Origin of the sequence: Pseudomonas farris (genome assembly GCF_019145235.1) — a bacterium.
GTDB lineage: Bacteria > Pseudomonadota > Gammaproteobacteria > Pseudomonadales > Pseudomonadaceae > Aquipseudomonas > Aquipseudomonas farris.
This window is the reverse complement of sequence record NZ_JAHSTV010000003.1, coordinates 171,011-195,523: the sequence shown is the minus strand read 5'-3', so window position 1 is coordinate 195,523 and position 24,513 is coordinate 171,011. Positions and strand designations below refer to the sequence as shown.

Genomic DNA, 24,513 nt, shown 5'->3' with positions numbered 1-24,513 from the left:
CCCGCCAAAGCTGGCAACATCGCGCCTTTTTTTGGAACAGCCGCCCCGTCTCTTTATTCAAAGGCAGGGTTCAAACGGCTGTTCGGTTGATAGCAGCGCGACAGTCTGCTGCGCCGATGCGACAACCTGCCACATGCCACCCGTTTACCGTCCGTAGCGCTGTTGGCTGCCATTCGAACGCTATGCTAGCTTGGCCGCCTCGCCAGGAAGGCCGCCAACAGCAGGAGCGAAAACACTATGAGGAACGCACATGGCTGAGGCCACGCCCGCGCTTGAAATCCGCAACTTGCACAAACGCTACGGACAGCTTGAGGTGCTCAAAGGCATCTCGCTGACCGCCCGCGACGGCGACGTGATCTCGATCCTGGGTTCCTCCGGTTCCGGCAAGTCCACGTTCCTGCGTTGCATCAACCTGCTGGAAAACCCGCATCAGGGCCAGATCCTGGTGGCCGGCGAAGAACTCAAGCTCAAAGCCGCCAAGAACGGCGAACTGGTCGCTGCCGACGGCAAGCAGATCAATCGCCTGCGCAGCGAGATCGGTTTTGTATTTCAAAACTTTAATCTCTGGCCGCACATGAGCGTGCTCGACAACATCATCGAGGCCCCGCGCCGCGTGCTCGGCCAAAGCAAACGCGACGCCATTGAAGTCGCCGAAGCCTTGCTGGCCAAGGTCGGCATCGCTGACAAGCGTCATGCCTACCCGGCGCAACTCTCCGGCGGCCAGCAGCAACGCGCGGCCATCGCCCGCACCCTGGCGATGCAGCCCAAGGTCATTCTGTTCGACGAACCCACCTCCGCCCTTGACCCGGAAATGGTCCAGGAAGTACTTAATGTCATCCGCGCATTGGCCGAAGAAGGCCGCACCATGCTGCTCGTGACCCATGAAATGGGCTTCGCCCGTCAGGTGTCCAGCGAAGTGGTGTTCCTCCACCAGGGCTTGGTAGAAGAACAAGGATCGCCGCAGCAGGTGTTCGAAAACCCGCTTTCGGCGCGCTGCAAACAATTCATGTCCAGCAACCGCTAACGGAGCTACCCGCATGCAGAACTACAAAAAAATCTTCCTGGCCGCTGCTGTCACCCTGGCCTTTAGCGCCGGTGCCGCCGCCGAGACCTTGAAGATGGGCATCGAAGCGGCCTACCCGCCGTTCAACAACAAAGATGCCAGTGGCAATGTCGTCGGCTTCGACAGAGAAATCGGTGATGCCCTGTGCGCCAAGATGAAAGTCGAGTGCACCGTGGTCACGTCCGACTGGGACGGCATCATCCCGGCCCTGAACGCCAAGAAGTTCGACTTCCTGATCTCCTCGATGTCGATCACTGACGAACGCAAGCAAGCGGTGGACTTCACCGAACCGTACTACTCCAACAAACTGCAGTTCATCGCGCCGAAAGACAAAGAGTTCAAAACCGACAAGGATTCCCTGCAGGGGAAAGTGATCGGCGCACAACGTGCGACCCTCGCCGGCACCTGGATGGAAGACAACATGCCCGGCGTTGAGGTCAAACTCTATGACACCCAGGAAAACGCTTATCTGGATCTGACTTCCGGACGTCTGGACGGCATCCTGGCCGACAAATACGTCAACTATGAGTGGCTGAAAAGCGACGCTGGCCGTGCTTACGAATTCAAGGGCGACCCGGTGGAAGAAAGTGACAAGATTGGTATCGCCGTGCGTAAAGACGACACCCTGCGCGCGAGGCTGAACCTTGCCCTGAAGGAAATCGTCGAAGACGGCACTTACAAGAAGATCAACGACAAGTACTTCCCGTTCAGCATCTATTGATTCTGACCTGCCTGACCGGCGCCGTTCGCTGACGGCGCCGGTCCTTGGCGTTGCCTGCCGCGATTTGAAAAGAATTCCATGATTATCGACCTCTACGGATTCGGCCCGGCGCTCGCCGCTGGTGCGCTGATGACTGTGAAACTGGCACTCTCGGCCTTGTGCCTGGGGCTGGTGCTCGGTCTGCTCGGCGCCTTGGCCAAGACTTCCCCGTACAAGCCGCTGCAATGGCTTGGCGGCACTTATTCGACGCTGGTTCGCGGTATCCCGGAATTGCTTTGGGTGCTGTTGATCTACTTCGGCACGGTCAACCTGATGCGTGCCCTGGGCGAGTTCTTCGGCAACCCCGACCTCGAACTCAACGCCTTCGCCGCCGGCGTGATTGCGCTGGGGCTGTGCTTTGGCGCCTACGCCACGGAAGTGTTTCGCGGTGCGATTCTGGCGATCCCAAAGGGTCACCGTGAAGCCGGCGTGGCCCTGGGCCTGTCGAAATTCCGCATCTTTACCCGGCTGATCATGCCGCAGATGTGGCGCATCGCACTTCCCGGCCTGGGCAACCTGTTCATGATCCTGATGAAAGACACCGCACTGGTCTCCGTCATCGGCCTGGAAGAAATCATGCGTCACACACAAATCGGCGTGACCATATCCAAGCAACCGTTCACCTTCTATATGGTGGCCGCCTTCATGTATCTGGGCCTGACAATTCTGGCCATGACCGGCATGCACTTTATGGAACGACGCGCCGCTCGCGGCTTCGCGAGGAGCACCCAATGAACTGGGAAGTCATCATCAAGTGGCTGCCGAAACTGGCTCAGGGCGCGACACTGACTCTGGAACTGGTGGCTATCGCCGTGATTGCCGGGTTGCTGCTGGCGATTCCGCTGGGCATCGCTCGCTCGTCGCGACTCTGGTACGTGCGGGCATTCCCCTACGGCTACATCTTCTTTTTCCGTGGTACGCCGTTGCTGGTTCAGCTGTTTCTGGTCTATTACGGCTTGGCGCAGTTCGACGCGGTGCGTAACAGTTCGATGTGGCCCTATCTGCGCAGTCCATTCTGGTGCGCTACCGCGACCATGACCCTACACACCGCGGCCTATATCGCCGAGATCCTGCGTGGCGCGATCCAGGCGATTCCGCCGGGCGAGATTGAAGCGGCGCGGGCGCTGGGCATGTCCCGGGCCAAAGCGCTGTTCTACATTATGCTACCGCGTGCTGCGCGCATCGGCCTGCCGGCCTACAGTAACGAAGTGATCCTGATGCTCAAAGCCAGCGCCCTGGCCAGCACCGTGACCTTGCTGGAACTGACCGGCATGGCCCGCACCATCATTGCCCGCACCTACCTGCCGGTGGAGATCTTCTTCGCAGCAGGCATGTTCTATCTGCTGATGGCTTACGTGCTGGTTCGTGGCTTCAAGCTGCTGGAGCGCTGGTTGCGCGTCGATGCCTGCCAAGGGCGTTGATTCCTGCGCGCTGACGGGCGAGGCCCTGCTCGCCCGTTTCACCGCGCTGGATGCTTTTCTGATCGAGCATCAGGCGCTGTGGAAACCTCGACCGTTTACCCATTTGCAACTGCCTTGGGAAGCGTCCTACCCGGAGTTGGCGTTTTGGCTACGCGGGCGGTCGCTGGAGGATGCGGAAAGCAGTCATAACCAACCTTGTTTGCTTGATGCGCCGGAGCCGTTTGCTTCATTGGCGGCGATGTCTGCCGAGCTGAGCACGGTGGGTAAGTTGCCGACACGTGCGCTTGAAGCGGCAGGCCATCGCTTGAATGTGGATGTGCCAGGGCGCAAGTGGCAGCAGATCGAAGCCTTCGCCAGTCGGTTGGAGTTCGCTTCGGCACCGAAGCATTGGCTGGATTGGTGCTCGGGCAAAGGCCATTTGGGGCGACGCCTGCTGCAAACCGGGCAACAATTGACGTGCCTGGAGTTCGATCCGGCACTGGTTGCCAGCGGCCAGGCACTCAGCCAGCGTCATCAATTGCATGCGCTGCATGTCGAGCAGGATGTACTCGCGCTTGGCGCAGCCTCTTTATTGAACGCCGATCACACGCCGGTCGCATTGCACGCCTGCGGCGACCTGCATGTACGGCTGATCCAGCTCGCCAGCGCCGCCGGTTGCAAACAACTGGCCATCGCACCCTGCTGCTACAACCGGATCAGTCTGAACACCTATCAGCCGCTTTCCTGTGCAGCTGAGCGCTCCGACCTACACCTTTCCCTCGATGATCTTGCGCTGCCGATGAACGAAACCGTCACCGCCGGCGCTCGCGTTCGACGTCAGCGCGACACCTCCATGGCCCGGCGCTTGGCGTTCGACCTTCTGCAACGACAACTGCGCGGCATCGATGAATACCTGCCAACCCCTTCCCTTCCCAGCGCCTGGCTGGACAAACCTTTCGCCGATTACTGCCGCGATCTGGCTGCACTCAAAGACTTATCCACAGTCGGCGCGCCGGATTGGACTACACTGGAAGCCGCCGGTTGGCAGCGATTGGCCGAAGTGCGCAACCTGGAGCTGCTGCGAGGCCTTTTCCGACGGCCGCTGGAACTGTGGCTGGTACTTGATCGGGCACTTTTCCTCATTCAGCAGGGTTATACCGTTCGCCTCGGCACCTTCTGTGAAACTCCACTCACGCCGCGCAATTTCCTACTCCTTGCAGAACGCCCTTAAACAGCCACAGCCTGTGGATAACTCTGTTGATAGATTTATCATGGATCCAATATCCACGCTGTTTTACGCCCAAAACACTGCTGGTCATTTTTTGTTCACACAAATAAAAAACCCGCAAAACAGGCATTTGCGGACAAATGAGAACGAGTCTACAAAATCGTAATGAACAGGTAGTCGCCCCTAGTCCATTGTGCATAAGCATTTCATCAAAACGACATAACCGCCGAATACCGGACACCCATTGCGGAAAATTGCGCCCTGCAATACACGTTCACAAGAACGCCGACAATACGGTCATGAACAAGAAAAAACTGACCGACAGGATGCGACCGTGACGTTCATTTCTTATGCACAGAATTTCGAAGACATCCGCCTGCGGCGCACTCAAACCCGCCTTCGACATCCCGCCGCGCAACCTGGAGGACTTCCATTTCCACAAAGCCCACAACTTCAGACCTCCATCCCCGACACCGAAAACCACCTCGCCGCTGCCCTGTAACGCGCCGGACACGCTGAAGCGCAGCTATGGACGATGAAAAACAGCCGAGCCTGGCGCACCCTTCAGAAACTCAAGAACGTGCTGGTTCACGCCAGATCAAACGCCTGCATAAAAATAGTCTGAATTCAGGGGTTTACAGAACCAACCCAATCGCTATAATCGTCGCCCTAACACGCCGGTATAGCTCAGTTGGTAGAGCAACTGACTTGTAATCAGTAGGTCCCGGGTTCGACTCCTGGTGCCGGCACCATACAAAACGAAGCCCTCGCAGAAATGCGAGGGCTTTGTTGTTTCTAGCGTACGTGAAATCCGAAACCCGTTCACGCGTCGCAAGCACTAAGCATTTAGCTGCTTTATCCAGTCAAGGCTCGCAACGGTAGAACCGGAAGGACGGTATTCACAACCGATCCATCCTGGATAGCCACGCTGCTCCAGCGCCGCGAACAAGGCAGCAAAGTCGATGCTCCCCGTTCCCGGTTCGTGACGACCCGGGCAGTCGGCAATCTGCACATGGACGGTTCTGTCATAAAACCGGTCCAGAACATCTGCTGCATCTGCGGTCAGAATCTGGGCATGGTAAAGATCGAGAATCAGCCCAACACTTGGAAAGGTCTCCAGCACCTGTTGCGCCTTGCTGAAGTCAGACATGTAGTAGCCCGGCATCGCCTGCGAACTGATCACTTCGATAAGCGGCCGCAAACCCTGATCTTCGAAGTACTTGACCGCATACTCCAGGTTACCCCCGAAAATAAGCGCCGCCTCATCCTGCGTCGTAACGCCAGACATGATGTGGACATCCGAACACGCCAGCGCCTTTGCATAGCTGGCGGCCTGGAGCAACCCACTGCGAAATTCCTCTTCCTTGCCCTGCAAGGCAGCGATGCCTTTGGTAACGCCAGCCGGTGCAGCGAACTGAATCAGCGGCAGACTGTATTGAGCCAGGTGGTCGGCCAGGAGACTTGCGTCGAATTCGTATGGCGACGGGAATTCCACCGCCCGAAAACCAGCTGCTGCGGCAGCTTCGATGCGTTGTAGAAAAGGCAACTCATTGAATTGGAAACCGAGATGAGCATTGAACTTGAGCATTGGGTAAACATCCATCCTGGGAAGAAACGAAATCATCAGCCTGGAGCATCCTTCGCAGCTCCAGCACTGCACTATCGGGAGTGGTCAATACAGGCAGACCAGAGCAGGCCTGTGCTTGCCCTGCGGCGCTCGTCATCGAAAACTGGGCGAAACAAATCAGATCGCAGGCTCCGACCTGACTGGCCATATCCGCGATGGCAGTATCGTGATCTTCTTTGTCCCCTTCGCTCAGTGCCTGCATTGCGCCGGGGACAAAATAGGGCACCACCTCCAACGCTCGACCACTACGCTCAGCCACTTGTTTGAACTCGGCCATTATCGAGGTGATGGTTGGCTCGAATGTCGCCAGCACGGCAACACGCGATGCTTGCGTTAGAGCCAGGTTGATCATGGCTTCGTTCGGCTTGAGTACTGGAATGGCAATGTCAGGCTTGCATAAGTCGATGGCATCGCCGAAAGCCGAGCAGGTAAAAAGAATGGCGTCCGCTGCGCTTTGTACTGCGTAATGGGAAAGCGTCAGAAAGCGGGCCTTCATACTCGTGGTTAATCCGCCTTCCTCCACTCGGTCTCGGGACAACGAGTCTTCGAGCAGATTGATGATCTGCGCCTCCGGCCATAGCCGGGCAAAGGCCACCGTGATGGGATCGATCGCCAGTGCGGTCGCGTGGACCAGAAAAATGCGTGGAGCCTTCATCCTTAAGTGCCTCGACAAGGTTATTCGACAAGTCCGCCAGCGCTCTTTGTGCAGATACCCACATCCTCTTCGTATGGTATTTTCCAACCCCAGTCCGATGGGGGCATTTGCCCAGACGGGAACGGACTGAAGCTAACCATTCGAGATAGAGCCTGTGATCAAGAAAGACCTCGCCTTGCAGTTGGCCCCACGCGTTATCGACCTGGTTCGCGCCCGGTCGATGAAAGCCGGTGAGCCGTTGCGCGAGCAGACGTTCGCGCAAGCGCTGGGTGTTTCGCGCTCGCCTATTCGGCGTGTGTTTGCCTTGCTCGCTGAGTGGGATCTCGCCATTCAGGAGCCCAATCGTGGCTACTTTCTGAAGCAGGACGCAGGGCAGATTCAGGAAGCAACATTCCCTCTCGCCAGTGATCCTTTCGAAGACTTTTACCTTCGCGTAGTCGACGACATTCTTGGCGGCGAAATACCTGCCCACTTTTTCGAAGCGCAGCTGTTGCGCCGTTACGAAGTGCCCCGCGGACAATTGCTCAAGGTATTGAACAGGCTGGCCAGCGAAGCCATGGTGGAGCGCAAGCCGGGGCAAGGATGGAGCCTTAAAGACTTCGTGCATAACGCCCAGACACACATCCAAAGCTACCGCTTCCGTATGGCCATCGAGCCGGCCGCCCTGCTTGAGCCCGGTTATCAGATCAATCACGCCGCATTTGCCAAGGCCAGGCAGCAACAGCAGGCGATGCTCGATGGGGATATCCACACCTTGTCCCGCGCTCAACTGTTCCAAGTGGGCGCCCAGTTTCACGAACTGATCGTGCAGTGCTCCGGAAATGTCTTTTTCATTGATGCCATACGCCAGCAAAATCAACTCAGGCGTTTCATGGGCTACAAAGCCAACGTCGATCGCACTCGTCTTATGGCGCAATGCCAGGAACACATCCATTTGCTCGACCTCATCGAGTCTGATCGGCGTGAAGAAGCCGCGCAATTTCTCTGGAGGCATCTGGACGAAGTGGGCCGACTCAAGACTTCGCAGGACGTCATGCCAAAAGATGATGGGAATAGAGCGCACCACTAACACCCTATTTACTGATCGAAGCTTCGTCAGAGCGCTGTCCAAGAACTCGCTAATCAGCTTAGCACGATTGTTTCTACTCAATACAAAATACAAAAATACCGATTCATCCGCACGGGGTGGTTAATTTTATCGCCTGACATTGTATTTCATTACAATAATGAGCAATTATGCGCGCCGCTCGGACGAAACCGCATCGAATCACACAGGGATGATCGCAATGAACCAAAGGACGTTGGCTAGAGGAGCGGGAGTCTCGAACCTTCTGTTCGGGGTGTACACCCTATTTGTTGCCCTGCTTGGATTGGCACTTGCCTATAGAGGGGGCGTTTTAGTTACCGCTGGCGGATCCCCCTATTACGCCATGATGGGCACCGCCCTGCTGCTATCGGCCATTCTCATCGGCCTGAAACAGTCCCTCGGCATCTACCTCTACGGCACAACTTCTCTGGCCACCTATGCCTGGGCGATCTGGGAGTCCGGGTACGACGGGTGGGACTTCATTCCGCGCTTAGCCTGGCTGGCCGTTCTCAGCGTTCTGTTTCTGGCTTTTTGGCCCTTGGTACGTCGTGACTTTGGCAACGCCAGAAGAAGTCATTACTTCACAATCATGGGTCTACTGCCGATTCTGATGGGGGGCACAATCCTGGTGTCCCTGTTCTTCCCGACAACCGTTCACCTTGCCGACTCGACGTGCGCAACGACGCGCCCCGAACAAAATATTGTGGGTTTAGTGGCGCGGACAACATTGGCCTGAACAGTCAGCACAAGAAGTCTCTCAGCCACCAATGAGCGGATTTCCCTCTGCTACGCTTCACAAGCCACTGCTTTCCTCAGTTGTGATTTCCGGTCAGTACGTGGCACCACACGACAAGAAACACAAACGAGTAAGGAACACTCCCATGACTCTCCACAAAATAACCCTGGCTGGTGCGCTGTTATTCACCCTGGCCGGCTGCAACTCCATCGCCAGCAGTACCAACACGCTAACCGATGAGCAGATCAAATCTCAGAGTGCCGGTGCGTTGGGCTATTCACCTTCTGACTTGAGTATTGTCAGCCGTCGTACTGAAGGCACGAATACTTATGTCGCGCTGAAAACCAACGATAACCAGCAGTTCAACTGCATCATTAACGGCGGCAACCTGCTGACACTGGGTATGACCAATCCGCCGTCATGCGCGAAGAAAGGTGAACCGATCAAGGTAGCGCCGTTCGGAGGTTAATGACTCAAGGATGAGAGCGCTGGTCGTCGTCCTTGCTGTGAACAGCGCCCTACTCCTGAACCGCTCTTAGTGTCCCGCACTCTGCCCACCATCGACATGCAAGATCTCGCCGGTGACAAAGTTGGCACTGTCCAGATAAACAACAGCTTGCGCAATGTCGCTGATCTCACCCATATGCCCAACCGGGTGCAAATTCCCCAAGGCTTCGTGAGTTTCCTCACCATGCATCGGCGTCTTGATGATGCCCGGGGAAACCGCGTTCACCCGAATCCCACGTTTGGCGTACTCGATGGCCAGAGATTTGGTCGCAGCGTTCAAGCCACCCTTGGTCAACGACGCCAATACTGACGGCACACCGTCGATGGCATGGTCCACCAGGCTGGTGGTGATGTTGACGACGTGACCGCTGCCCTGTTTTTCCATCTCGGTGATCGCGAGTTGGGTGATGTAGAAGAAACCATTCAGGTTCACCGACAACACCGCTGCGTAATCTTCGTGGGTGTAGGCGGTGAACGGCTTGGCGACGAAGATCCCGGCGTTATTGACCAGCGTATCGATACGGCCGAAACGTTCGATCGCTTCACGGATGACTCGCTGTGCGACCGCGGGGTCGCCGATGTCGCCGGCAACGGTGAGGATGTCTGGGTCGGTGGACGGCTGGATCGAACGCGAAGTGGCGACTACCCGGTAATCGAGATCACGGAAGGCCTTGACCATGCCTGCGCCGAGACCTTGGGAGGCGCCAGTAATAACGATGACTTTTTTCGAATTGCTCATGATGAACCTCGACTAATAAATGATGGTTTGAAAAGTGATCAATCACGCTTCGGCCGCGGCCTGCGCCATTTGCCTCAACATCTGTTCGTAGTAATCGACCGATTGCGACCCGGACACCAGGTGACGACCGTTAAGCACCATGGCCGGTACCGAATTGATGCCGCGCTCGCGGTAAAACGCCTCAAGCTCACGCACCTCATTGGCAAACGCTCCGGACGCCAACACCTCGCCTGCACGCTCTGCATCCAGTCCCGCCTGAGCCGCCAGACGCACCAGCGTCTGGTGATCGCTCGGGTTCTGGCCGGCGGCGAAGTAAGCGCGTAGCAACGCTTGCTTGAGTGCGATCTGCCGCCCTTTCTGCGACGCCCAGAACAACAAACGATGAGCATCAAAGGTGTTGTAGAAATGGCTGCACTTCTCCAGATCGAACTTGAACCCGATGGCTTCACCGCGGGCGATCTGCATCGCTTTGCCGGCGGCGACTTCCTCGGCGGTGCGCCCGTACTTGCGCATCAAATGCTCGACCGCGTTCTCGCCTTCCGCTGGCATGTCCGGGTTTAACTCAAAGGGCTTGAAGGTCAGCTCGACGGAGACTTCACCGGCCACGTTCTCGATCGCTTGCTCCAGCGCCGTCGCGCCCAAGGCGCACCATGGGCACACCACGTCGGAGACGAAATCGATGGTGACGGACGCGGTCATGACTGCCCCTGCTCCTCAGCGAGTTGTTTTCGGTACTGGGTGGTGGTGATCCCGGCATAGCCCCAGTTATCGGTGTCGACTTCTTCGATCACGATGTGGGTCAGGTCCGGGCGCTTGTTGAGGACGCGTTCCAGGGTTTCAGTGATTTCAGCGATCACCTGAGCTTTCTGCTCTGAGGTAACGCCATCGCGGGTGATGCGTACGCTTACGAAAGGCATGGGGGAAATCTCCAGTGACCTTCTCATCGGAATGATGGGGAGGCGTTGGAGAGGACTGTATGAGGTTGGGTCAGGGGGATAAAGGTGGGGGCAGGAACATCATTAGTTACTTGGTGTAATGACTACGTCGATATCGATTGGAGACGTGCGCCACGCAGAAAACCCCGAATCCAACGGGTTTTTTTGCGTTTCGCTGGGCTTCACATCTCGCTGACTTCAAACACAAACGAGATCTTGCGACTGCTCGCACTCCACACATAACGAATGTGCTTCCCTTGCTTCGGAATGGACACAGCGGGCGGTCGAAACGCGGCAACACATTCATGGCCCGGCAAACGAACGCTGTTGTAGAGCAATCCCCACGACAATGTTTCGCGCAATTGGCGGGCGAAGACCTGGGATGGGCCGTACGCGGTGGGGTCCGGATCATAAAGGTGAGGATAGTTTTGCCGGATGTCGTGCAGGGGTTTGACGACCTTGTTGACGTAGGTGCGCATGGTCAACTCAAGGTCCGGTTCGTTCGTCGCGGCGAGGAAGCGTTCCTGGTGATAGCTCGTCTCGGCGATGGCGGCGGCCTGGCTGCTGGCGGCGTAGTAGACGCCGAAGGTGCCGTCGGTGAAGCGGCTGGTTTTGCCGATGTGGGTGAACGCGGCCATGACCGGTGTGGAGCCGGGGCCGGAGACGCGGTCTTCGGGGCGCACGCGGGCGAGAACGCCGGCTTCTTCCATCAGCCGATCGTTGGTCAGGGCTTCCAGCGCGTAGGCGGTGGGCAGGTCTTCGGGGTCAAGCACGTCTTCGAACAACGAGATCGGCGGGAAGCAGCTGTTGACGATCCGGTAAGCCCGCGGCCATTGCGGGTCGGCCAGCTCCGGCGCCATCAACCGCGCACTCCGTCGAGGTAGCGGCGCACGTCAGCGATGTCGACCACGCGGCCGGCCAGCATGTAGGACAGCGCCGACTGGCCATTGAACGGCGCGGCGGTGTTGGGGCTGCTGACCCAGGTGTAGGCGCGCTCGCGGCTGTTGCTGAAGATGATGCTCAAGGCTTTGTGGATGCCCATCAAATACGAGATGCGCTCCAAGGTGTCGTGGGGCAGGCGCACGTTGGGCGGCAGGTGTTTGTACTTGTAGAAAGTGGTGTTGCCGACTTTGCCCAAAAGGGTGCGTTGTTGCTCGGCGGTGCAGCCCCAGCGTTCCATGAGGTTGAAGAAGAACTTCAGCGCGACTCGACCGGCTTCGGGAGTCTCGAGTTGTTGCTGTGGGCTGAGGACGATGGTTGAGGCAGGCATGGGGATGGCCTCCTTGAATGTGCGATATCTTGATTTCAGACTAGTACAGATACGAACAAATATGAAATTTTAATTCGTAAACGTATTACTCTCGAAAAGAGACTTCGCGCAGATTTTCCGCCCCTGAAAAGACTCCGACACACGGTCAAAGACACTCGTTGACACCCGCCATACAGGGGCAGACAATTTAATCGAGAGCGCGAAACCGACTGCCTTCAGGTGGCGATAGTCGATGTAGGAGCCCCGTTGATGACCTGAAAATCAGCGCTCGGGTAAACCTCTCCTCCCCTGCTTGAGGGAGCACAATATCAAGCACCTATTCATGAAAGCAGCCTGATCAGGCTGCTTTTTTTTGCCTTGGAAAAAGGTTTCGCTGATATCCAGAAAACGCCCCACACATCCCCCATCCGGGCCATTTTCTGACCCCGATCACCTACGCCCCACCAAAAACCCCAATCCTGTGTAAGCCTCCAACCATCGGACGCAGAACCATTTCGCTACTAAACTCGGGACAAGCATGCTCAGGTGCAGGATCATAGCCAGCACGCGACCGACGCCCACCGGGGCGATCAGGTACACAACAATAGCCAGCCCACTTTAGAGGGCATTACCCAAATGGATAGCAGAACCTTACGTAATCTCATGCGCATTGTGCAGACCGGCTCATTGTCGGCGGCGGCAGAGCATTCCTGTTTGACCGTGCAGGCATTGGCCGCGCAGTTGAACAAGGTCGAAGAGCAGTTCGGTTTTCGGTTGTTTCGTCGCTCCAACAAGGGGCTGACTCTGACAACACAGGGCACGGAGCTCACGCCCTACATGGACAAAGTGTTGGTCGCTACGCGGCAACTGGAAGAAAAAGTCGCCGCGCTCAAGGTGCCTGGACAGCGCACGCTCAAGGTTGCACTTAACACCACGCTCTCGGCCGACTTCAATCGGCGAATGATCGGGCGCCTCATTGAGGTGTTTCCTGATTATCAGCTGGAATTCAGCTACGCCGAGTCGATGGAAAACCTCAGCAAGTTGAAGAATGAGGACTTCGACCTGGCCGTGCTGATCGGGCCGCAGCAGCCGGGATTACCCAGCATTGCTCTGCCCCATGTACAGGTGCAGGTGGTCGGTGCTCATTGCGGTGAGGAAAACGATCCGCTGATGCTGCTCGGCAATAAGTTTCAGGTTCGTCCTGCCGACGATTGTCCGTATTCCCACAGCTTCTTGCGCTTTCTCGACGCAGGCCTTGGTAATTACGAGTCAGGCAAGCGGATGATCTATTCCTGCAGCGAGACCCTGACCCTGTCATTGATCACGCAAATGGACGGTCTCGGCATGGTTTCCCGTGAGGCGGCCCTGCGTAATGGCTTGACCATTTTCCCGGGTTTCGAGGATTCCCTCGAAGTGCGGCTGGCGGTCAATAACTCCGAGTTGTCGGGCCAGGCCTTAAACGACGTGGTCACTCTGTCGCTACATGAACGACCCGAGCGCGATGTACGCAGCCGTTCCCACCGCTACGCTGAGAAAGAGGTTTTTGCTGAAATACGCACATAACAACGTCGGAATGGCTGCATAAAATTCCGGGCGATCGAGCTGCACCTGCTGATCCTTGATCAACAGCGGCGTGAGGCTGATTGCAGCGACGATCGCCACCGGCAGGTATTCCAGCGCCCGGGCGACCAGGGGTGGCCAATGATCGGTGCTCACCTGCAGCGGCAACGCGCGCGGCAGGAACGTCACGGCCATCATCAGCACGACGACCAGGATCAGGAACGTTTGGTCAGGCATACACCCACCCCGCAGCCCACGAATGTGGCGATGAATACGTTAAAGGGTGAGCTGCCGATCAGGCTCAGGGCACCCATGCAGGCAACCGCGGCCAGTGCGGCGATCAGTTTATTGCGGGTGTTGCACAACGATACCAGCACGTAGAGCATCATCGCGGTCAGCGCATAGTCGAGCTGATATTTGATCAGGTGCGCCGCGTACTGCGCGCAAATTGCTCCCAGCAAACCGCCCAGCACCCATGACGTGTGGCAATACAGATTGAAGCCGATCAGGTAACGCACATTGACCGGCGTGCCCTTGCCCAGCTTGACGCTGTGGAAGGCGAACGATTCATCGGTCAGCCCACCGGCATAACACCAACGCTCGAGACGACTGAGCCCCATCGCCTGCAAGGCCTTGGCCATGTAGACCGACATCAGCATGTGCCGCGCATTGATCAGAAATGTGGTGAGGATGATAGTGGTCAGCGATGCGCCGCTGGAGATCAGCGCCAGGGCGGCAAACTGCGAGGCACCGGCGTAGACGAACAAGCACATCGCGACCGGTAGCCACACGGGCAATCCGGCATTGACGGCCATCAAACCGAACACAAACGACACCGTGAAGTAGCCCGCAATAACCGGGCTGGCTTCAGCGAACGTGCGCGAGGGCTGGGGCTCGACCATCAGCGGCTGGCTGCTGGACGTCTCATTCATAGGTCCCTCTCAAAGGTAGTTTCGCCGCTCGGCTCGCAAAAGCCCTGGGCGCTCCAAAAACGTTTGCCGGCAAGGTTAGCATCGTCGACGAACAGGAACATCCGCAGCACACCGACACGTTTCATGTCTGCCGAAGCCGCTTCCACCAGGCGCTGACCAACGCCCTGGCTGCGATACACCGGGCTCACCGCCAGGTGATTGATGGTGCCGCGGCTGCCGAGCATGCCACCCAACACCGCGCCGACCACTTCGCCGCAGACATCGAGCGCGAGGAACGCGGTGGTGGTTTTCTGCTCCAACACACCGCGCAGGCATTTGGCGTCCTGCCATTCACAGAATGACACTTCTTCGAATTGCCGAAAGAAGCGTTCCAGACGTTGGGCATCCTTGGCCATCGCGCGCTGCAACATCACCGGTGCAGCGCACTCGGCGATGTGCATCATGGGATCTAGCTGTTCAGCGAACAATGTCGAAAGCGGTCCCGGGCCGCGAGAAGGAAATGGCCAGAATCTGCCGATAGGCCATTTCGTGAGCGTGGGTGTTGCGTGCCGGTGTCACGTAGTGACGCATGTCGCGATCGAGGAAGTAGGTGGTGTCGAGGATTTCCAGATAAGTCGTCGCCGCCAATTGTTCCTCTTGGGCCGAATACAAGCGGCTCTCCGCCCCATCCACGTTATTACGACCCCAGAAATGCACACCGCTGAATGGATAACCGTCGCAGTGAATGCCCTCAGGGGTGATTTCCAGTTGCTTGCCTGGCTTGATCTCAATGCGGATCTGATGGATCTGGCATTGCCAGATCTCATCATGCAACTCCGGCGGTAATACGTTTTTGTACACCTCGAAATCCACATCGATGAGGCTGCGCATCACCGGCGAATTGATGACTTCATTGGAGAAGTCCTGGAAGTGCCGCTCCAGTCCGCCGACATAGCTGTTGTTGGCCTTCGATTGCACGTAGGCGCGGTGTTCCAGCTGCTTCAAGTCACGAGTTACGGGGTTGTATTCGAAATCGCTGTAACGACGAAAACGCATGCCCGCATCGGCTTGGCCGTAATAACTGTCCGGCTCCATGCTTTCCCAACTTTTGGTCAATCTGACGAAGTCGGAAAAATGACCGAAGAGATTGAAGTCGGCTCCCTGGACGTTGACATATTTGTCGCGCCGTAGCGATTCGCCAACTTCTCTGTTCAAAACGATCATTACTAGGTCTCCACTGCATTTAGCGGCTTAATCTAGTAGGTGCAGGATTTGCGGCCCATGAGAAAGAATTTCAGGCATATCAAGCGTTGATTGAAACGCAGTATGAAGTTGCTTTAATTCGACTTTTTGCGATCGAAAACAGCAGTTTTCAGTATTTTTCCAAAGTTACGAGGCGAAAAAAAACCCCGAACCAGTCGGGGCTTTTATCCAACTCAAGCGATCATTAGAAGATGTTGATCGGGTAATCCACGAAGACACGCAGTTCGTTGCCGCTGACGTTGTACTCGCTGGACTTCTGCGATACGCGCAGGATCGAGCTGCGCACCTTCACACTCAAATCTTTGGCCGGGCCACTTTGCACAACGTACTTGAACTGGTTGAAGATCTCGCGCTCGGTGCCGCCTTCGCTGGTGGAGGTGGTGATGTTGTCACCGCGCACGTAGGCAACGTTGTAGCTCAGGCCAGGAACGCCGAAAGCGCGGAAGTCCAGACCGTAGCCCAGCTGCCAGCTGCGTTCGTCTTCGGCGTTGAAGTCGGACCAGTAGGAGTTCGCCAGATAGATGGTGTTGCCGCCGTCGCCGACGCGACCTTGATCCTTCTGATAGCCGCCGTAGGCGTAGCCCAGGTTGCTGTCGCCGGTGCTGCGTTGGTGAGCGAGAGTGAACGAGTGCGGACCGGTGGCGAAGGTCGCTGCCAGGCTCCAGATCTTGTTGTCGTCGCCGGTAGCACCGCTTTCGCGGACGTAGGAATCGTCCAGCTTGGTGCGGTAACCGTTGAAGTCCAGGGTCAGGGACTGATCCTTGTCGAAAAGGAACACGTAGTTAGCGTTCACGTACTGTTTCTTCAGCACGTCTTCGACGTCGGACGCGTACAGCGCAGCCTTGAACTGTTCGGTGAATTGGTAGCTACCGCCCAACACGTTGATCGACTTCAAGCCACCGCTGTCACGGCCTTCAGCACTTTTGCGCGATTCGGCGGTGAAGCGACCTGCGTTCAGCTCCAGGCCTTTGATCTCCTTGGAGGTGATCAGGGTGCCGGTGTAGCTTTCCGGCAGCAGGCGCGAGTTGTCGTAGTTCAGCACCGGCAGGGCCGGCATCTGGTCGCCATAGGTCAGCGTGGTGCTGGAAAGACGGAACTTGACTGCCGCGCCACCCTTCGACAGGTCGTCAGCTGCGTTGCCGCTATCGCCCTGTTTGAAGAAGTCGATACCACCGGCGCCGCTGCGGCCTTTGCCGCCGTCCAGACGCAGTGCGTACAGACCGAAGGCGTCCACACCCACACCGACGGTGCCTTGGGTGAAACCAGACGAGAAAGTACCGATGGCCGCTTGGCCCCATTCGGCTTTGTCCTGGTTGCCGTCTTTATAGTCACGATTGATATAGGCGTTGCGCAGCAGCACTTTGAGGCTGCTGTCTTCAACAAAACCCTTGGACTCGGCCTGGTCGTTAGCCATGGCCTGAGTGGCGCTCAACATCCCCAATGCGATCAGGCTGATCCGCTTGTTCAACATGTTATTTTCCTTATTACGGGTTGATACGCGCTGTGTCGAACCGCTGAAACGGCGCTATCGCGCTCTTTTTTCACCGCCAAAAACAAAAAGGCCCGCCCACGAAAATTCGCGGCGGGCCTTTTATTGTTTTGTAAGTCATGGCGGTTAGCCACAGGCGTTGGGCGCATCCTATCTGCGCGCTAAATAAGGTGTCAATTTCAGGAATCGTCTGTAAATAGGCGAAAATCGTCTAAGAAATCACTTGTCAGCGATAGCCAATTGCACGGTATGGCTGTCGACGAATTGTTCGAAATGCGTGACTTGGCCGTTGGCCAAGGTCCACAAGTGAGCGACCCGAGCATTCATCGGGCGGCCGGTGGCTTTGTAGATGCCGCTGTAATTACCGTAGGCAAACACCTTGTCGCCCTGTGCGACATAGTTCTCGACCTTGAACTGAAAATCTTCCCACTCGGTGGCCAGGCGCTTGAAGACATTTTCGACGATAGCGTCGAAACCGACATAGGTCCCGGCGTAGGGAAAACCCGCCGCTTCGGTCCAGCGGGCGTCATCGGCCAGCGCCGCGGCGGTATTGCGAGCGTTCTCCTGGGAGTTGGCGCCTTCGTAGGTGCTTTTGATCAGGCTCAGGTTATCCATGGTGACTCCAGGTGAATTCAATGGGCGCAGCCGTCGAGGCCACAGGCTTGAAACGCGGATGAAGACTCTTTTGCCGCAAACGACTGACCCAGCCATTGGGCGAAAGCTTGCGGCTTGCCGAGCCACGGGCCTATGTCGACCAGGGTGAACTGGCCATCCTGTTCCAACGCGAAGGTCGGGAAACCCTGACCACCGACTTTGGCCAAGAGTGCGCGGCTGTCTTTGATATGGCGCTCTGTGTCGGCTTCAGTAAACGCCAGTTGCAAGGCCTCAGCTTCAAGGCCTATTTGTGTGGCGAGTTCCAGCAGCACGGAGGTGTCAGCAATGCGTCGACCCTCCACGTAATGAGCCGTTTGCAAACGCCCCAGCATTTCAAGACCGCGCTCAGCGATCTGCTCGGCTGCCAACACAGCGGCAATCGGCGGCGTGGAATCGAACACCGCCGTCTCATCGCGCAGCAAGCCTTCAAAATATGCCTCACCAAACGGCTGGCCGGTGTACTCGGCGATGCGTCGGTCATGGGGCATGACGTAATTGCGCAGTTGTGGCGAAACGGTTTGGCGATTGGCGCCGCTCATCATGCCGCCACCGTGGGCGATCACTGGCAGCACGCTTTGGGCGGCCTGCACCAATGGTTTGGCGCCGTAGCACCAGCCGCACAATGGGTCGTAAATGTAGTGAAGGATCATGGGAAGACTCCGGCAACAAAGTGGGAAAACTCAATGCCGGCAGATTAATCCCCAGAAAGTTTCGGAAAAACGCTGGAATGGCTTTCAGTCTGTTTCATGAATCGGTCGAATACTTTCTATTTCCGCCAGGTTATGGGCGACATGACCGGAACCTGAATCTTCTAAACAATGCAAAACCTTGTGGGAGCGGGCTTGCTCGCGAAGGGGCCATCATGTTCAACATCTTCGTTGACTGGCATACCGCTTTCGCGAGCAAGCCCGCTCCCACATTGATCTCCAGTGATCATGAAATCCTTCGCCCCAAAAAAAAGCGCCGCCTTCCCGGCAGCGCTTTTATCAATCCGTTGTTTTTCTTCTTATCCTTCCATCACATCCCACAGTGCTTCCAGTTCTGCCTCGCTGAATAAACCAGCGGGGTAGCGCTCGATCATCATCCGGCGCGGATCAGGTTCCCTGATCTGACGCGTTCCATTGGACTTCAACCACTGCGCCAGGGCCTGGAGCGATTCGCTGTTAACTGCCAGGGGATGCAATGCCCGCTCGCCCACCACATTCATTTCGGCGTTCATCTCAGCGCTCTCTCCTGGTTTGTGAGCGGCTAACTTATCCAAGGTTTATGACAGAACATCGAAGTTCTCTCCCTCCCCGTGTTGCCCCATCGAAGATACAAGAGCTGTGCCAATGTTTTCGAAGTGTCGACAAGTGGATACAAAAAAGCCCGCAGTCCTGATGGGCTGCGGGCTTTCTGCAAAATGACGAGGAAAAATCGTTGCTCAATCGATTTTGCAATCAACTTAAGCTGTTACGACCTCACTCACTCCTTGTGCGGCGCGGGCTGTTGTTGGGTAAGGCAATGGATGTTACCGCCCCCCAGTAACAGTTCGCGCCCCGGCACCATGACCACTTCGTGCTGCGGGAATAAAGCCTGCAGAATCTCTTTGGCCGGACCGTCCAACGGGTCGTCGAAGCTCGGCGCGATGATGCCGCCGTTGACGATCAGGAAGTTCACGTAAGAGCCAGCCAGACGAACGGTCGGATTGCGTTCCTGAGTGCCGTCAACCGGATCCACGCCAGCGCACTCGTCTTCGGTCGCGTACAGCGGCCCGGGAATCGGCATCTTGTGCACCGTGAACGGGCGCCCCTTGGCATCGGTGCTGTTTTGCAGCACGTTCATTGCCGCCTGGCAGCGCGGGTAGTTCGGGTCCTGCGGGTCATCGGTCCAGGCCAGAAGCACTTCGCCCGGACGCACGTAGCAGCAGAAGTTATCCACATGACCGTCGGTTTCGTCGTTGAACAGACCGTCCGGCAACCAGATGATTTTATCCACAGCCAGATTGGCACCGAGCACCGCTTCGATCTGCGCGCGGTCCATGTGCGGGTTGCGATTGCGGTTGAGCAGGCACTCTTCGGTAGTGATCAGGGTGCCTTCGCCATCGACATGGATCGAGCCGCCTTCGAGCACAAAACCTTCGGTGCGGTAGCGCGGGCTGCGCTCGATTTCGAGGATCTTGCCCGCCACCTGCGAGTCACGGTTCCACGGCGAATACAGACCACCGTCGAAACCGCCCCAGGCATTGAAATCCCAATCCACACCACGGACTTCGCCGCGGTTGTTGATGACGAACGTCGGGCCAGTATCCCGAACCCAGGCGTCATCGCTGGACATCTCTACCAGACGAATATTCGGCACGTCGAGACGGGCACGGGCATTTTCGTACTGGCCGGCGGAAACCGCCACGGTCACCGGCTCGAAACGCGCGATGGCCTTGGCCACCGCCACATGCGCGGCTTGTGCCGGTTTGCCGCCCAGGCGCCAGTTGTCCGGGCGCTCGGGCCAGACCATCCAGGTCTGGGTCTGTGGTGCCCATTCGGCTGGCATGTAAAAGCCGTCGGTGCGAGGGGTGCTGTTCAACGTGGTCATGGTTCAGGACTCCAGGGAACCGTCGAGGGTTTTGATCGCGCCATACAGGTTCGGACGACGGTCACGAAACGAGCCCCATGCGCTGCGGATGTGCTCCAGCTCATCGAGGTCGAAGCTGTGAACCAGAATGCCTTCTTCTGTTTCATTCAGCTCTTGGACTTTCTCGCCAAACTGGTTGGCAATGAACGACGAGCCGTAAAAGGTGATGTCGTAGCCGTCCTGCTCTTCGTTGCCAATACGGTTACTGGCGATCAGCGGCATCAGGTTGGCGCCGGCATGGCCCTGTTGCACGCGCTGCCAGTGGTCGCGGGACGAAATGGTCTTGTCGTGTGGCTCGCTGCCGATGGCGGTCGGGTAGAGCAGGATTTCCGCACCTTGCAGCGCCATGCTGCGGGCGCACTCAGGGAACCACTGATCCCAGCAGATGCCCACGCCGATTTTCGCGTAACGGGTGTTCCAGACTTTGAAGCCGGTATCGCCCGGGTTGAAGTAGTACTTTTCGTGGTAGCCAGGGCCGTCCGGGATGTGGCTTTTACGATAAATCCCGAGGTTGCTGCCGTCGGCATCGATGATTGCGATGCTGTTGAAACGCGCGCGACCGGCCAATTCGTAGAAGCTGATTGGCAGAACAACCTGCAGTTCTTTGGCGACTTTCTGAAAATGCTTGATGGCGACGTTATCTTCAACGGTCGTGGCCAGTTGCAGGTAATCCGGGTTCGGTTTCTGGCAGAAGTACGGCGCCTCGAACAGCTCCTGGATCAGGATGATTTGCGCGCCTTTCGCCGCAGCCTCACGGACCAGCTTCTCAGCGGTCTCGATGTTGGCTTCAAGGTCCCAGGAACAGGCCATCTGGGTAGCGGCGACGGTAACGATACGGCTCATGAATCATCTCCTGGGCAAGTGCTTGAAGGTCGAGGGTGGCATCGACCGATGACAGAAAGAGGCAGCACTAGGCGTGATTCGTCCACACCGTGGGCAATGGCGACTTTATAGCCGATAAAAATCGGCTTTTAAAGCGATAAATACTCACCCAGTCAAAAATAACTCACTTAACCCAGATAATAATCGAATTTAAATACAATCCCTTGTGGGAGCACGTGTTTACAACCCTTCTTCGAGAACCTTCGACAGCATGTCGACAAAGAAATCCACGCTTTGACGCGACGTGACCATCGGCGGCTTGATCTTGAGAATGTTCAGGTCATCGCCAGTCGGCTGCATGAAGATCCCCAACTCACGAAGGCGATCACACAACGCCGTGGTTTCTTCAGTCGCAGGCTCCAGGGTTTCGCGATTGCGGATCAACTCCACGCCCAGATAGAAGCCGGAACCATGCACTGCGCCCACCAACGGATGCCGATCAATCAACGCTTCAAGACGTTCCTTGAAATACCCGCCCACAACCTGGGCGTTCTCCCAGAGTTTTTCTTCTTCCATCACATCCAGCACCGCCATGCCGATCCGGCAACTGACCGGGCTGCCACCGGCCGACGAGAAGAAGTAACCCTCGGCCTCCAGCGCTTCGGCGATTTCCCGGCGGGTAATGACTGCGCCCAACGGCTGGCCGTTACCCATGCCTTTGGCCATGGTGATGATGTCCGGCACCACGCCCTGTTCTTCGAAGCCCCAGAAGAATTTGCCCATGCGACCGTAACCGACCTGCACTTCATCGGCGATGCACACCCCGCCCTGAGCGCGGACCAGCGCATAGACCTGCTTCAAATAGCCCGGCGGCAGCGAGATACCGCCGGCATTGCCGTACACCGGCTCGCAGATGAAACCGGCCAGTTGGCGTTTCTGTTCGGCGATTTTCGCCAGGTTGTGCTCGACGCTGCGCACGTAGTCCGGCGCGCTGTCGACGCCACGAAATTCACCACGATAGGTATTCGGCGCAGTCACCGGATGCACCCAATCGGGACGGCTGCTCAAGGCCTTGGGGTTGTCGGCAATCGAGGTCGAAACCGCATCCGCTGCCACTGACCAGCCGTGATAAGCCTCCAATACGCTGAGCATGTCGCGACCGCCGCTATAAGCCCAGGCCAGACGGATTGCCAAGTCATTGGCCTCGGTACCGCTGTTGACCAGAAATACGCGATCCATGCTGTCCGGTGCCAGCTTCAGTAAACGCTCGGAAAACTCGGCAATCGCCGCGTAGTGAAAACGCGAGTTGGTGTTGAGCAACGACCACTGCCGGCTGGCAACGGCGGCCATGCGCGGATGGCCATGACCCAGTACCGCGACGTTGTTGAGCATGTCGAGGTAAGAGCGACCCTGCATGTCGATCAGGTGATTGCGCCAGCCACGCTCGACGCGCGGCGGGTCGACGTAATAGTGCTTCTGGGAGCGAGCGAAACTCGCGTCACGGCGGGCGAGCAATGTCTGCGGGTCGAGTTCTTCTTCCGCATCACAGGCCAGGCCCAGCAACAGGGCAGGTGACGGACACAGTGCCTGCCAGGCTGCTGCGCGCGAAGGTGTGCAAAACAACGGCGCGTCTAGCTGAGCGCTTCGACACAACTGCACGATCAACGGCCCGCTGACCGAACCCAGGACCTGGCCTTTGACCAGCGCCGCGCTACTGCGTACCGATGGGGCCACACCCCACAATCGGACGCTGAGCTCTGGGCCGTCCAGTTGCAGCAGGTTCTCCCCTTCAATATGGATGACCCCGGCAAACGGCGCTTCGACCGCCGTGCCGTCGGGCACTCGCAATGCAACGTGTAACGGGAAAGTATCCGGTTCACTGGCGCTGTCCGGCCGAGTGCGGGACAGACGATACTGGCCATATCGACTGGCCGCCAGACCGTGTGCCTCGGCGGCTTCCGTCAACAAACGCAGATCGATCCCTTCTTGCTCCCAGTTACCCGCCTCGAAATGCGGACTGAGCACGCCCAGATCGATCAACGCAAATTCACGCCCAACCAGACTCGGCAACAATGGCGCGAAGCCCTCGCTGCCGATGCTTGGAAGGCTTTGCCCAACCGCGTTAAGAATCGCCGCCTCCATCAACGCCAATGGCACCGATGTGGCAACGCGGAAAATTTCCCACTCATGGGTCAGGTTGTCGCGACTGTACTCATTGCCCGGATCGATGCTGACCTGCTGTTCGCCACTCAGCACCAACACCGCCGAGCGCGCAACGATCAGCGGCCATAGCGCTAGCAACTCTTCATGCGGCAACGGATTGACCGCGTGATAAGCCCGAACCGCCAGCAAAATGCAAAATGGATCGCCATCGGCATGGTGCAGCAGCGCGGCGCAGGTCACCGACAGATCAGTGATCCGCCAGGTTCGAACCAGATCGCCGAAATCGATGACGCCCTGCAACTGCCATTGGCGCTGCGAATCCCGCTGCCAGACCACATTGTCGTCGGTGATATCCATGTGAATCGCCTGCACCGGCAGCTTATCCACCAGCGGCTGCAAATGGCGCTCGGCCTGTTCGGCCGCTTCAGCAATCAACGCTCGTTGCCGCTCATCCTTGATCACCGGCAGCAAATGCGCGATCAACGCATTGGCGTGGCGGGCATCCCATTGAAGGGTGCGCTCGAGGCCAGGATGATCGAAACCGGCCAGCGCCAGGTCCATTTCGCCGCAGAGCCGACCGAAACCGGCGACTACTGAATGGCTTAGGTGATCGAGATGCGTCAGGGATTGGCCGTCGATGTAATCAAGCAGTCGTACGTGCACAGCCTGGCCCTCAATCTCAAGGGAGAGAAGGTCTGCGCCGTTTTTGGCAGCAATCACTCCAGGCACCGGCACGCCGGAATGTTCCGCCAGATGCTTGAGCCCTGCGTGCTGGGCTTGCAGCTCCAGGACCGAGTAATCGCCGCGGCAGATTTTCAGGACGAAACGCCCCTGCTCGCTGTCGACCCGGAAATTGAGATCCTGCTGGCTCCCAAGCGTCTGTAATCGTCCGCTCAACCCGTAATGCTCTTTCAACAGCTCAAGCGCTTGCGCCGCAGACACCTGCGGGCTGGGCAGACTGGCGCGGTGAATCAACGTGGCGAGCGGCATACAACAACCCCTGAAATTTTATTAGGCGCTTATATCGCCATTGCTTGGGGCGATACGCAACCCTC

General features: G+C 57.4%; 27 protein-coding genes and 1 tRNA gene. 10 read left to right on the top strand and 18 right to left on the bottom strand.

Features of this window, described 5'->3' with window-relative positions; genetic code table 11:
• Positions 1-250 precede the first annotated feature (250 nt).
• The 6 genes from KVG95_RS07195 to KVG95_RS07170 all read left to right on the top strand — a co-directional run bounded on the left by KVG95_RS07195 (position 251) and on the right by KVG95_RS07170 (position 5,203).
• The gene (locus tag KVG95_RS07195; protein WP_052962829.1) at positions 251-1,024 is read left to right on the top strand and encodes an ABC transporter ATP-binding protein; all 774 of its coding nucleotides are present in this window, start codon (positions 251-253) and stop codon (positions 1,022-1,024) included.
• Positions 1,025-1,037: 13 nt separating this feature from the next.
• Positions 1,038-1,784 carry an ABC transporter substrate-binding protein gene (locus tag KVG95_RS07190; RefSeq protein WP_217855249.1) on the top strand — a complete coding sequence of 249 codons (747 nt, stop codon included), beginning with the start codon at positions 1,038-1,040 and terminating at the stop codon, positions 1,782-1,784.
• 78 nt (positions 1,785-1,862) lie between these two features.
• Complete coding sequence (locus KVG95_RS07185) at positions 1,863-2,558, top strand: ABC transporter permease (RefSeq protein WP_008068748.1); 696 nt, start codon at positions 1,863-1,865, stop codon at positions 2,556-2,558.
• Positions 2,555-3,244 (top strand): ABC transporter permease, encoded by a 690-nt coding sequence (locus tag KVG95_RS07180; RefSeq protein WP_123498398.1) that lies wholly within the window; start codon positions 2,555-2,557, stop codon positions 3,242-3,244. Before KVG95_RS07185 ends, KVG95_RS07180 begins: the two co-directional genes overlap by 4 nt.
• Positions 3,225-4,454 carry a methyltransferase gene (locus KVG95_RS07175; protein WP_217855247.1) on the top strand — a complete coding sequence of 410 codons (1,230 nt, stop codon included), beginning with the start codon at positions 3,225-3,227 and terminating at the stop codon, positions 4,452-4,454. Before KVG95_RS07180 ends, KVG95_RS07175 begins: the two co-directional genes overlap by 20 nt.
• A gap of 673 nt (positions 4,455-5,127) precedes the next feature.
• Positions 5,128-5,203, top strand: a tRNA-Thr gene (locus KVG95_RS07170).
• Positions 5,204-5,289: 86 nt separating this feature from the next.
• Here the strand turns inward: KVG95_RS07170 and KVG95_RS07165 are convergent.
• Together KVG95_RS07165 and KVG95_RS07160 are read right to left on the bottom strand one after the other, a co-directional pair.
• On the bottom strand, positions 5,290-6,039 hold the full coding sequence (locus KVG95_RS07165) for a hydroxypyruvate isomerase family protein (protein ID WP_217855245.1): 750 nt from the start codon (positions 6,037-6,039) through the stop codon (positions 5,290-5,292).
• Complete coding sequence (locus tag KVG95_RS07160; RefSeq protein ID WP_217855242.1) at positions 5,999-6,733, bottom strand: aspartate/glutamate racemase family protein; 735 nt, start codon at positions 6,731-6,733, stop codon at positions 5,999-6,001. The genes KVG95_RS07165 and KVG95_RS07160 overlap by 41 nt, the downstream gene beginning before the upstream one ends.
• Positions 6,734-6,887: 154 nt before the next feature.
• Here KVG95_RS07160 and KVG95_RS07155 point away from each other — a divergent pair, with 154 nt between their 5' ends.
• The 3 genes from KVG95_RS07155 (at position 6,888) to KVG95_RS07145 (ending at position 9,025) form a co-directional block, all read left to right on the top strand.
• A complete protein-coding gene (locus KVG95_RS07155; RefSeq protein ID WP_217855239.1) occupies positions 6,888-7,802 on the top strand; it encodes a GntR family transcriptional regulator in 915 nt (304 codons plus the stop codon).
• Between the two features lie 217 nt (positions 7,803-8,019).
• On the top strand, positions 8,020-8,556 hold the full coding sequence (locus KVG95_RS07150) for a hypothetical protein (protein WP_225922944.1): 537 nt from the start codon (positions 8,020-8,022) through the stop codon (positions 8,554-8,556).
• Between the two features lie 145 nt (positions 8,557-8,701).
• Complete coding sequence (locus KVG95_RS07145) at positions 8,702-9,025, top strand: hypothetical protein (RefSeq protein ID WP_063341871.1); 324 nt, start codon at positions 8,702-8,704, stop codon at positions 9,023-9,025.
• A 66-nt stretch (positions 9,026-9,091) separates the two neighbouring features.
• Here the strand turns inward: KVG95_RS07145 and KVG95_RS07140 are convergent, their stop codons facing one another.
• The 5 genes from KVG95_RS07140 to KVG95_RS07120 form a co-directional block, all read right to left on the bottom strand.
• A complete protein-coding gene (locus KVG95_RS07140; RefSeq protein WP_217855237.1) occupies positions 9,092-9,802 on the bottom strand; it encodes an SDR family NAD(P)-dependent oxidoreductase in 711 nt (236 codons plus the stop codon).
• A gap of 42 nt (positions 9,803-9,844) precedes the next feature.
• Positions 9,845-10,501, bottom strand: a complete 657-nt coding sequence (locus tag KVG95_RS07135) for a DsbA family oxidoreductase (protein ID WP_217855235.1) — start codon at positions 10,499-10,501, stop codon at positions 9,845-9,847.
• On the bottom strand, positions 10,498-10,719 hold the full coding sequence (locus KVG95_RS07130; protein ID WP_123361089.1) for a tautomerase family protein: 222 nt from the start codon (positions 10,717-10,719) through the stop codon (positions 10,498-10,500). Before KVG95_RS07130 ends, KVG95_RS07135 begins: the two co-directional genes overlap by 4 nt.
• Positions 10,720-10,919: 200 nt before the next feature.
• Complete coding sequence (locus KVG95_RS07125) at positions 10,920-11,597, bottom strand: RES family NAD+ phosphorylase (protein WP_217855233.1); 678 nt, start codon at positions 11,595-11,597, stop codon at positions 10,920-10,922.
• Entirely contained in the window at positions 11,597-12,007 is a 411-nt protein-coding gene (locus KVG95_RS07120; protein WP_038978528.1) for an MbcA/ParS/Xre antitoxin family protein, read from the bottom strand. The genes KVG95_RS07125 and KVG95_RS07120 overlap by 1 nt, the downstream gene beginning before the upstream one ends.
• A 615-nt stretch (positions 12,008-12,622) precedes the next feature.
• On the opposite strand from KVG95_RS07120, the gene KVG95_RS07115 reads away from it, so the two are divergent.
• Positions 12,623-13,549, top strand: coding sequence for a LysR family transcriptional regulator (locus tag KVG95_RS07115; RefSeq protein ID WP_052962846.1), 927 nt, complete (start codon positions 12,623-12,625; stop codon positions 13,547-13,549).
• Here KVG95_RS07115 and KVG95_RS07110 read toward each other — a convergent pair.
• The 11 genes from KVG95_RS07110 to KVG95_RS07060 all read right to left on the bottom strand — a co-directional run bounded on the left by KVG95_RS07110 (position 13,466) and on the right by KVG95_RS07060 (position 24,448).
• The gene (locus KVG95_RS07110; protein ID WP_038978526.1) at positions 13,466-13,783 is read right to left on the bottom strand and encodes an AzlD domain-containing protein; all 318 of its coding nucleotides are present in this window, start codon (positions 13,781-13,783) and stop codon (positions 13,466-13,468) included. The genes KVG95_RS07115 and KVG95_RS07110 overlap by 84 nt on opposite strands.
• Positions 13,762-14,478, bottom strand: coding sequence for an AzlC family ABC transporter permease (locus tag KVG95_RS07105; protein WP_123721679.1), 717 nt, complete (start codon positions 14,476-14,478; stop codon positions 13,762-13,764). Before KVG95_RS07105 ends, KVG95_RS07110 begins: the two co-directional genes overlap by 22 nt.
• Positions 14,475-14,888: a GNAT family N-acetyltransferase gene (locus tag KVG95_RS07100; RefSeq protein ID WP_187326451.1), complete on the bottom strand. Its 414-nt coding sequence runs from the start codon at positions 14,886-14,888 to the stop codon at positions 14,475-14,477. Before KVG95_RS07100 ends, KVG95_RS07105 begins: the two co-directional genes overlap by 4 nt.
• Before the next feature lie 46 nt (positions 14,889-14,934).
• The gene (locus tag KVG95_RS07095; RefSeq protein ID WP_217855231.1) at positions 14,935-15,681 is read right to left on the bottom strand and encodes a 2OG-Fe dioxygenase family protein; all 747 of its coding nucleotides are present in this window, start codon (positions 15,679-15,681) and stop codon (positions 14,935-14,937) included.
• Between the two features lie 223 nt (positions 15,682-15,904).
• Positions 15,905-17,191 (bottom strand): OprD family porin, encoded by a 1,287-nt coding sequence (locus tag KVG95_RS07090; protein ID WP_217855229.1) that lies wholly within the window; start codon positions 17,189-17,191, stop codon positions 15,905-15,907.
• Positions 17,192-17,428: 237 nt separating this feature from the next.
• Complete coding sequence (locus tag KVG95_RS07085; RefSeq protein ID WP_217855227.1) at positions 17,429-17,824, bottom strand: nuclear transport factor 2 family protein; 396 nt, start codon at positions 17,822-17,824, stop codon at positions 17,429-17,431.
• Between the two features lie 17 nt (positions 17,825-17,841).
• Positions 17,842-18,513 (bottom strand): DsbA family protein, encoded by a 672-nt coding sequence (locus KVG95_RS07080; RefSeq protein ID WP_217855225.1) that lies wholly within the window; start codon positions 18,511-18,513, stop codon positions 17,842-17,844.
• A gap of 356 nt (positions 18,514-18,869) precedes the next feature.
• Positions 18,870-19,082, bottom strand: coding sequence for a hypothetical protein (locus tag KVG95_RS07075; RefSeq protein WP_217855222.1), 213 nt, complete (start codon positions 19,080-19,082; stop codon positions 18,870-18,872).
• Between the two features lie 245 nt (positions 19,083-19,327).
• Positions 19,328-20,434, bottom strand: coding sequence for an agmatine deiminase (gene aguA, locus KVG95_RS07070; RefSeq protein WP_217855220.1), 1,107 nt, complete (start codon positions 20,432-20,434; stop codon positions 19,328-19,330).
• A gap of 3 nt (positions 20,435-20,437) precedes the next feature.
• Entirely contained in the window at positions 20,438-21,316 is an 879-nt protein-coding gene (gene aguB / locus KVG95_RS07065) for an N-carbamoylputrescine amidase (protein ID WP_217855218.1), read from the bottom strand.
• Between the two features lie 219 nt (positions 21,317-21,535).
• A complete protein-coding gene (locus KVG95_RS07060) occupies positions 21,536-24,448 on the bottom strand; it encodes an aminotransferase (RefSeq protein ID WP_217855216.1) in 2,913 nt (970 codons plus the stop codon).
• Positions 24,449-24,513 lie beyond the last annotated feature (65 nt).

What these genes read in the sequence shown, in the direction of transcription:
- KVG95_RS07195 (WP_052962829.1), top strand. Translation starts at nt 251, where the DNA reads ATGGCTGAGGCCACGCCCGCGCTTGAAATCCGCAACTTGCACAAACGC.
- KVG95_RS07190 (WP_217855249.1), top strand. Translation starts at nt 1,038, where the DNA reads ATGCAGAACTACAAAAAAATCTTCCTGGCCGCTGCTGTCACCCTGGCC.
- KVG95_RS07185 (WP_008068748.1), top strand. Translation starts at nt 1,863, where the DNA reads ATGATTATCGACCTCTACGGATTCGGCCCGGCGCTCGCCGCTGGTGCG.
- KVG95_RS07180 (WP_123498398.1), top strand. Translation starts at nt 2,555, where the DNA reads ATGAACTGGGAAGTCATCATCAAGTGGCTGCCGAAACTGGCTCAGGGC.
- KVG95_RS07175 (WP_217855247.1), top strand. Translation starts at nt 3,225, where the DNA reads ATGCCTGCCAAGGGCGTTGATTCCTGCGCGCTGACGGGCGAGGCCCTG.
- KVG95_RS07165 (WP_217855245.1), bottom strand. Translation starts at nt 6,039, where the DNA reads ATGCTCAAGTTCAATGCTCATCTCGGTTTCCAATTCAATGAGTTGCCT.
- KVG95_RS07160 (WP_217855242.1), bottom strand. Translation starts at nt 6,733, where the DNA reads ATGAAGGCTCCACGCATTTTTCTGGTCCACGCGACCGCACTGGCGATC.
- KVG95_RS07150 (WP_225922944.1), top strand. Translation starts at nt 8,020, where the DNA reads ATGAACCAAAGGACGTTGGCTAGAGGAGCGGGAGTCTCGAACCTTCTG.
- KVG95_RS07145 (WP_063341871.1), top strand. Translation starts at nt 8,702, where the DNA reads ATGACTCTCCACAAAATAACCCTGGCTGGTGCGCTGTTATTCACCCTG.
- KVG95_RS07140 (WP_217855237.1), bottom strand. Translation starts at nt 9,802, where the DNA reads ATGAGCAATTCGAAAAAAGTCATCGTTATTACTGGCGCCTCCCAAGGT.
- KVG95_RS07135 (WP_217855235.1), bottom strand. Translation starts at nt 10,501, where the DNA reads ATGACCGCGTCCGTCACCATCGATTTCGTCTCCGACGTGGTGTGCCCA.
- KVG95_RS07130 (WP_123361089.1), bottom strand. Translation starts at nt 10,719, where the DNA reads ATGCCTTTCGTAAGCGTACGCATCACCCGCGATGGCGTTACCTCAGAG.
- KVG95_RS07125 (WP_217855233.1), bottom strand. Translation starts at nt 11,597, where the DNA reads ATGGCGCCGGAGCTGGCCGACCCGCAATGGCCGCGGGCTTACCGGATC.
- KVG95_RS07120 (WP_038978528.1), bottom strand. Translation starts at nt 12,007, where the DNA reads ATGCCTGCCTCAACCATCGTCCTCAGCCCACAGCAACAACTCGAGACT.
- KVG95_RS07115 (WP_052962846.1), top strand. Translation starts at nt 12,623, where the DNA reads ATGGATAGCAGAACCTTACGTAATCTCATGCGCATTGTGCAGACCGGC.
- KVG95_RS07110 (WP_038978526.1), bottom strand. Translation starts at nt 13,783, where the DNA reads ATGCCTGACCAAACGTTCCTGATCCTGGTCGTCGTGCTGATGATGGCC.
- KVG95_RS07105 (WP_123721679.1), bottom strand. Translation starts at nt 14,478, where the DNA reads ATGAATGAGACGTCCAGCAGCCAGCCGCTGATGGTCGAGCCCCAGCCC.
- KVG95_RS07100 (WP_187326451.1), bottom strand. Translation starts at nt 14,888, where the DNA reads ATGTTGCAGCGCGCGATGGCCAAGGATGCCCAACGTCTGGAACGCTTC.
- KVG95_RS07095 (WP_217855231.1), bottom strand. Translation starts at nt 15,681, where the DNA reads ATGATCGTTTTGAACAGAGAAGTTGGCGAATCGCTACGGCGCGACAAA.
- KVG95_RS07090 (WP_217855229.1), bottom strand. Translation starts at nt 17,191, where the DNA reads ATGTTGAACAAGCGGATCAGCCTGATCGCATTGGGGATGTTGAGCGCC.
- KVG95_RS07085 (WP_217855227.1), bottom strand. Translation starts at nt 17,824, where the DNA reads ATGGATAACCTGAGCCTGATCAAAAGCACCTACGAAGGCGCCAACTCC.
- KVG95_RS07080 (WP_217855225.1), bottom strand. Translation starts at nt 18,513, where the DNA reads ATGATCCTTCACTACATTTACGACCCATTGTGCGGCTGGTGCTACGGC.
- KVG95_RS07075 (WP_217855222.1), bottom strand. Translation starts at nt 19,082, where the DNA reads ATGAACGCCGAAATGAATGTGGTGGGCGAGCGGGCATTGCATCCCCTG.
- aguA (WP_217855220.1), bottom strand. Translation starts at nt 20,434, where the DNA reads ATGACCACGTTGAACAGCACCCCTCGCACCGACGGCTTTTACATGCCA.
- aguB (WP_217855218.1), bottom strand. Translation starts at nt 21,316, where the DNA reads ATGAGCCGTATCGTTACCGTCGCCGCTACCCAGATGGCCTGTTCCTGG.
- KVG95_RS07060 (WP_217855216.1), bottom strand. Translation starts at nt 24,448, where the DNA reads ATGCCGCTCGCCACGTTGATTCACCGCGCCAGTCTGCCCAGCCCGCAG.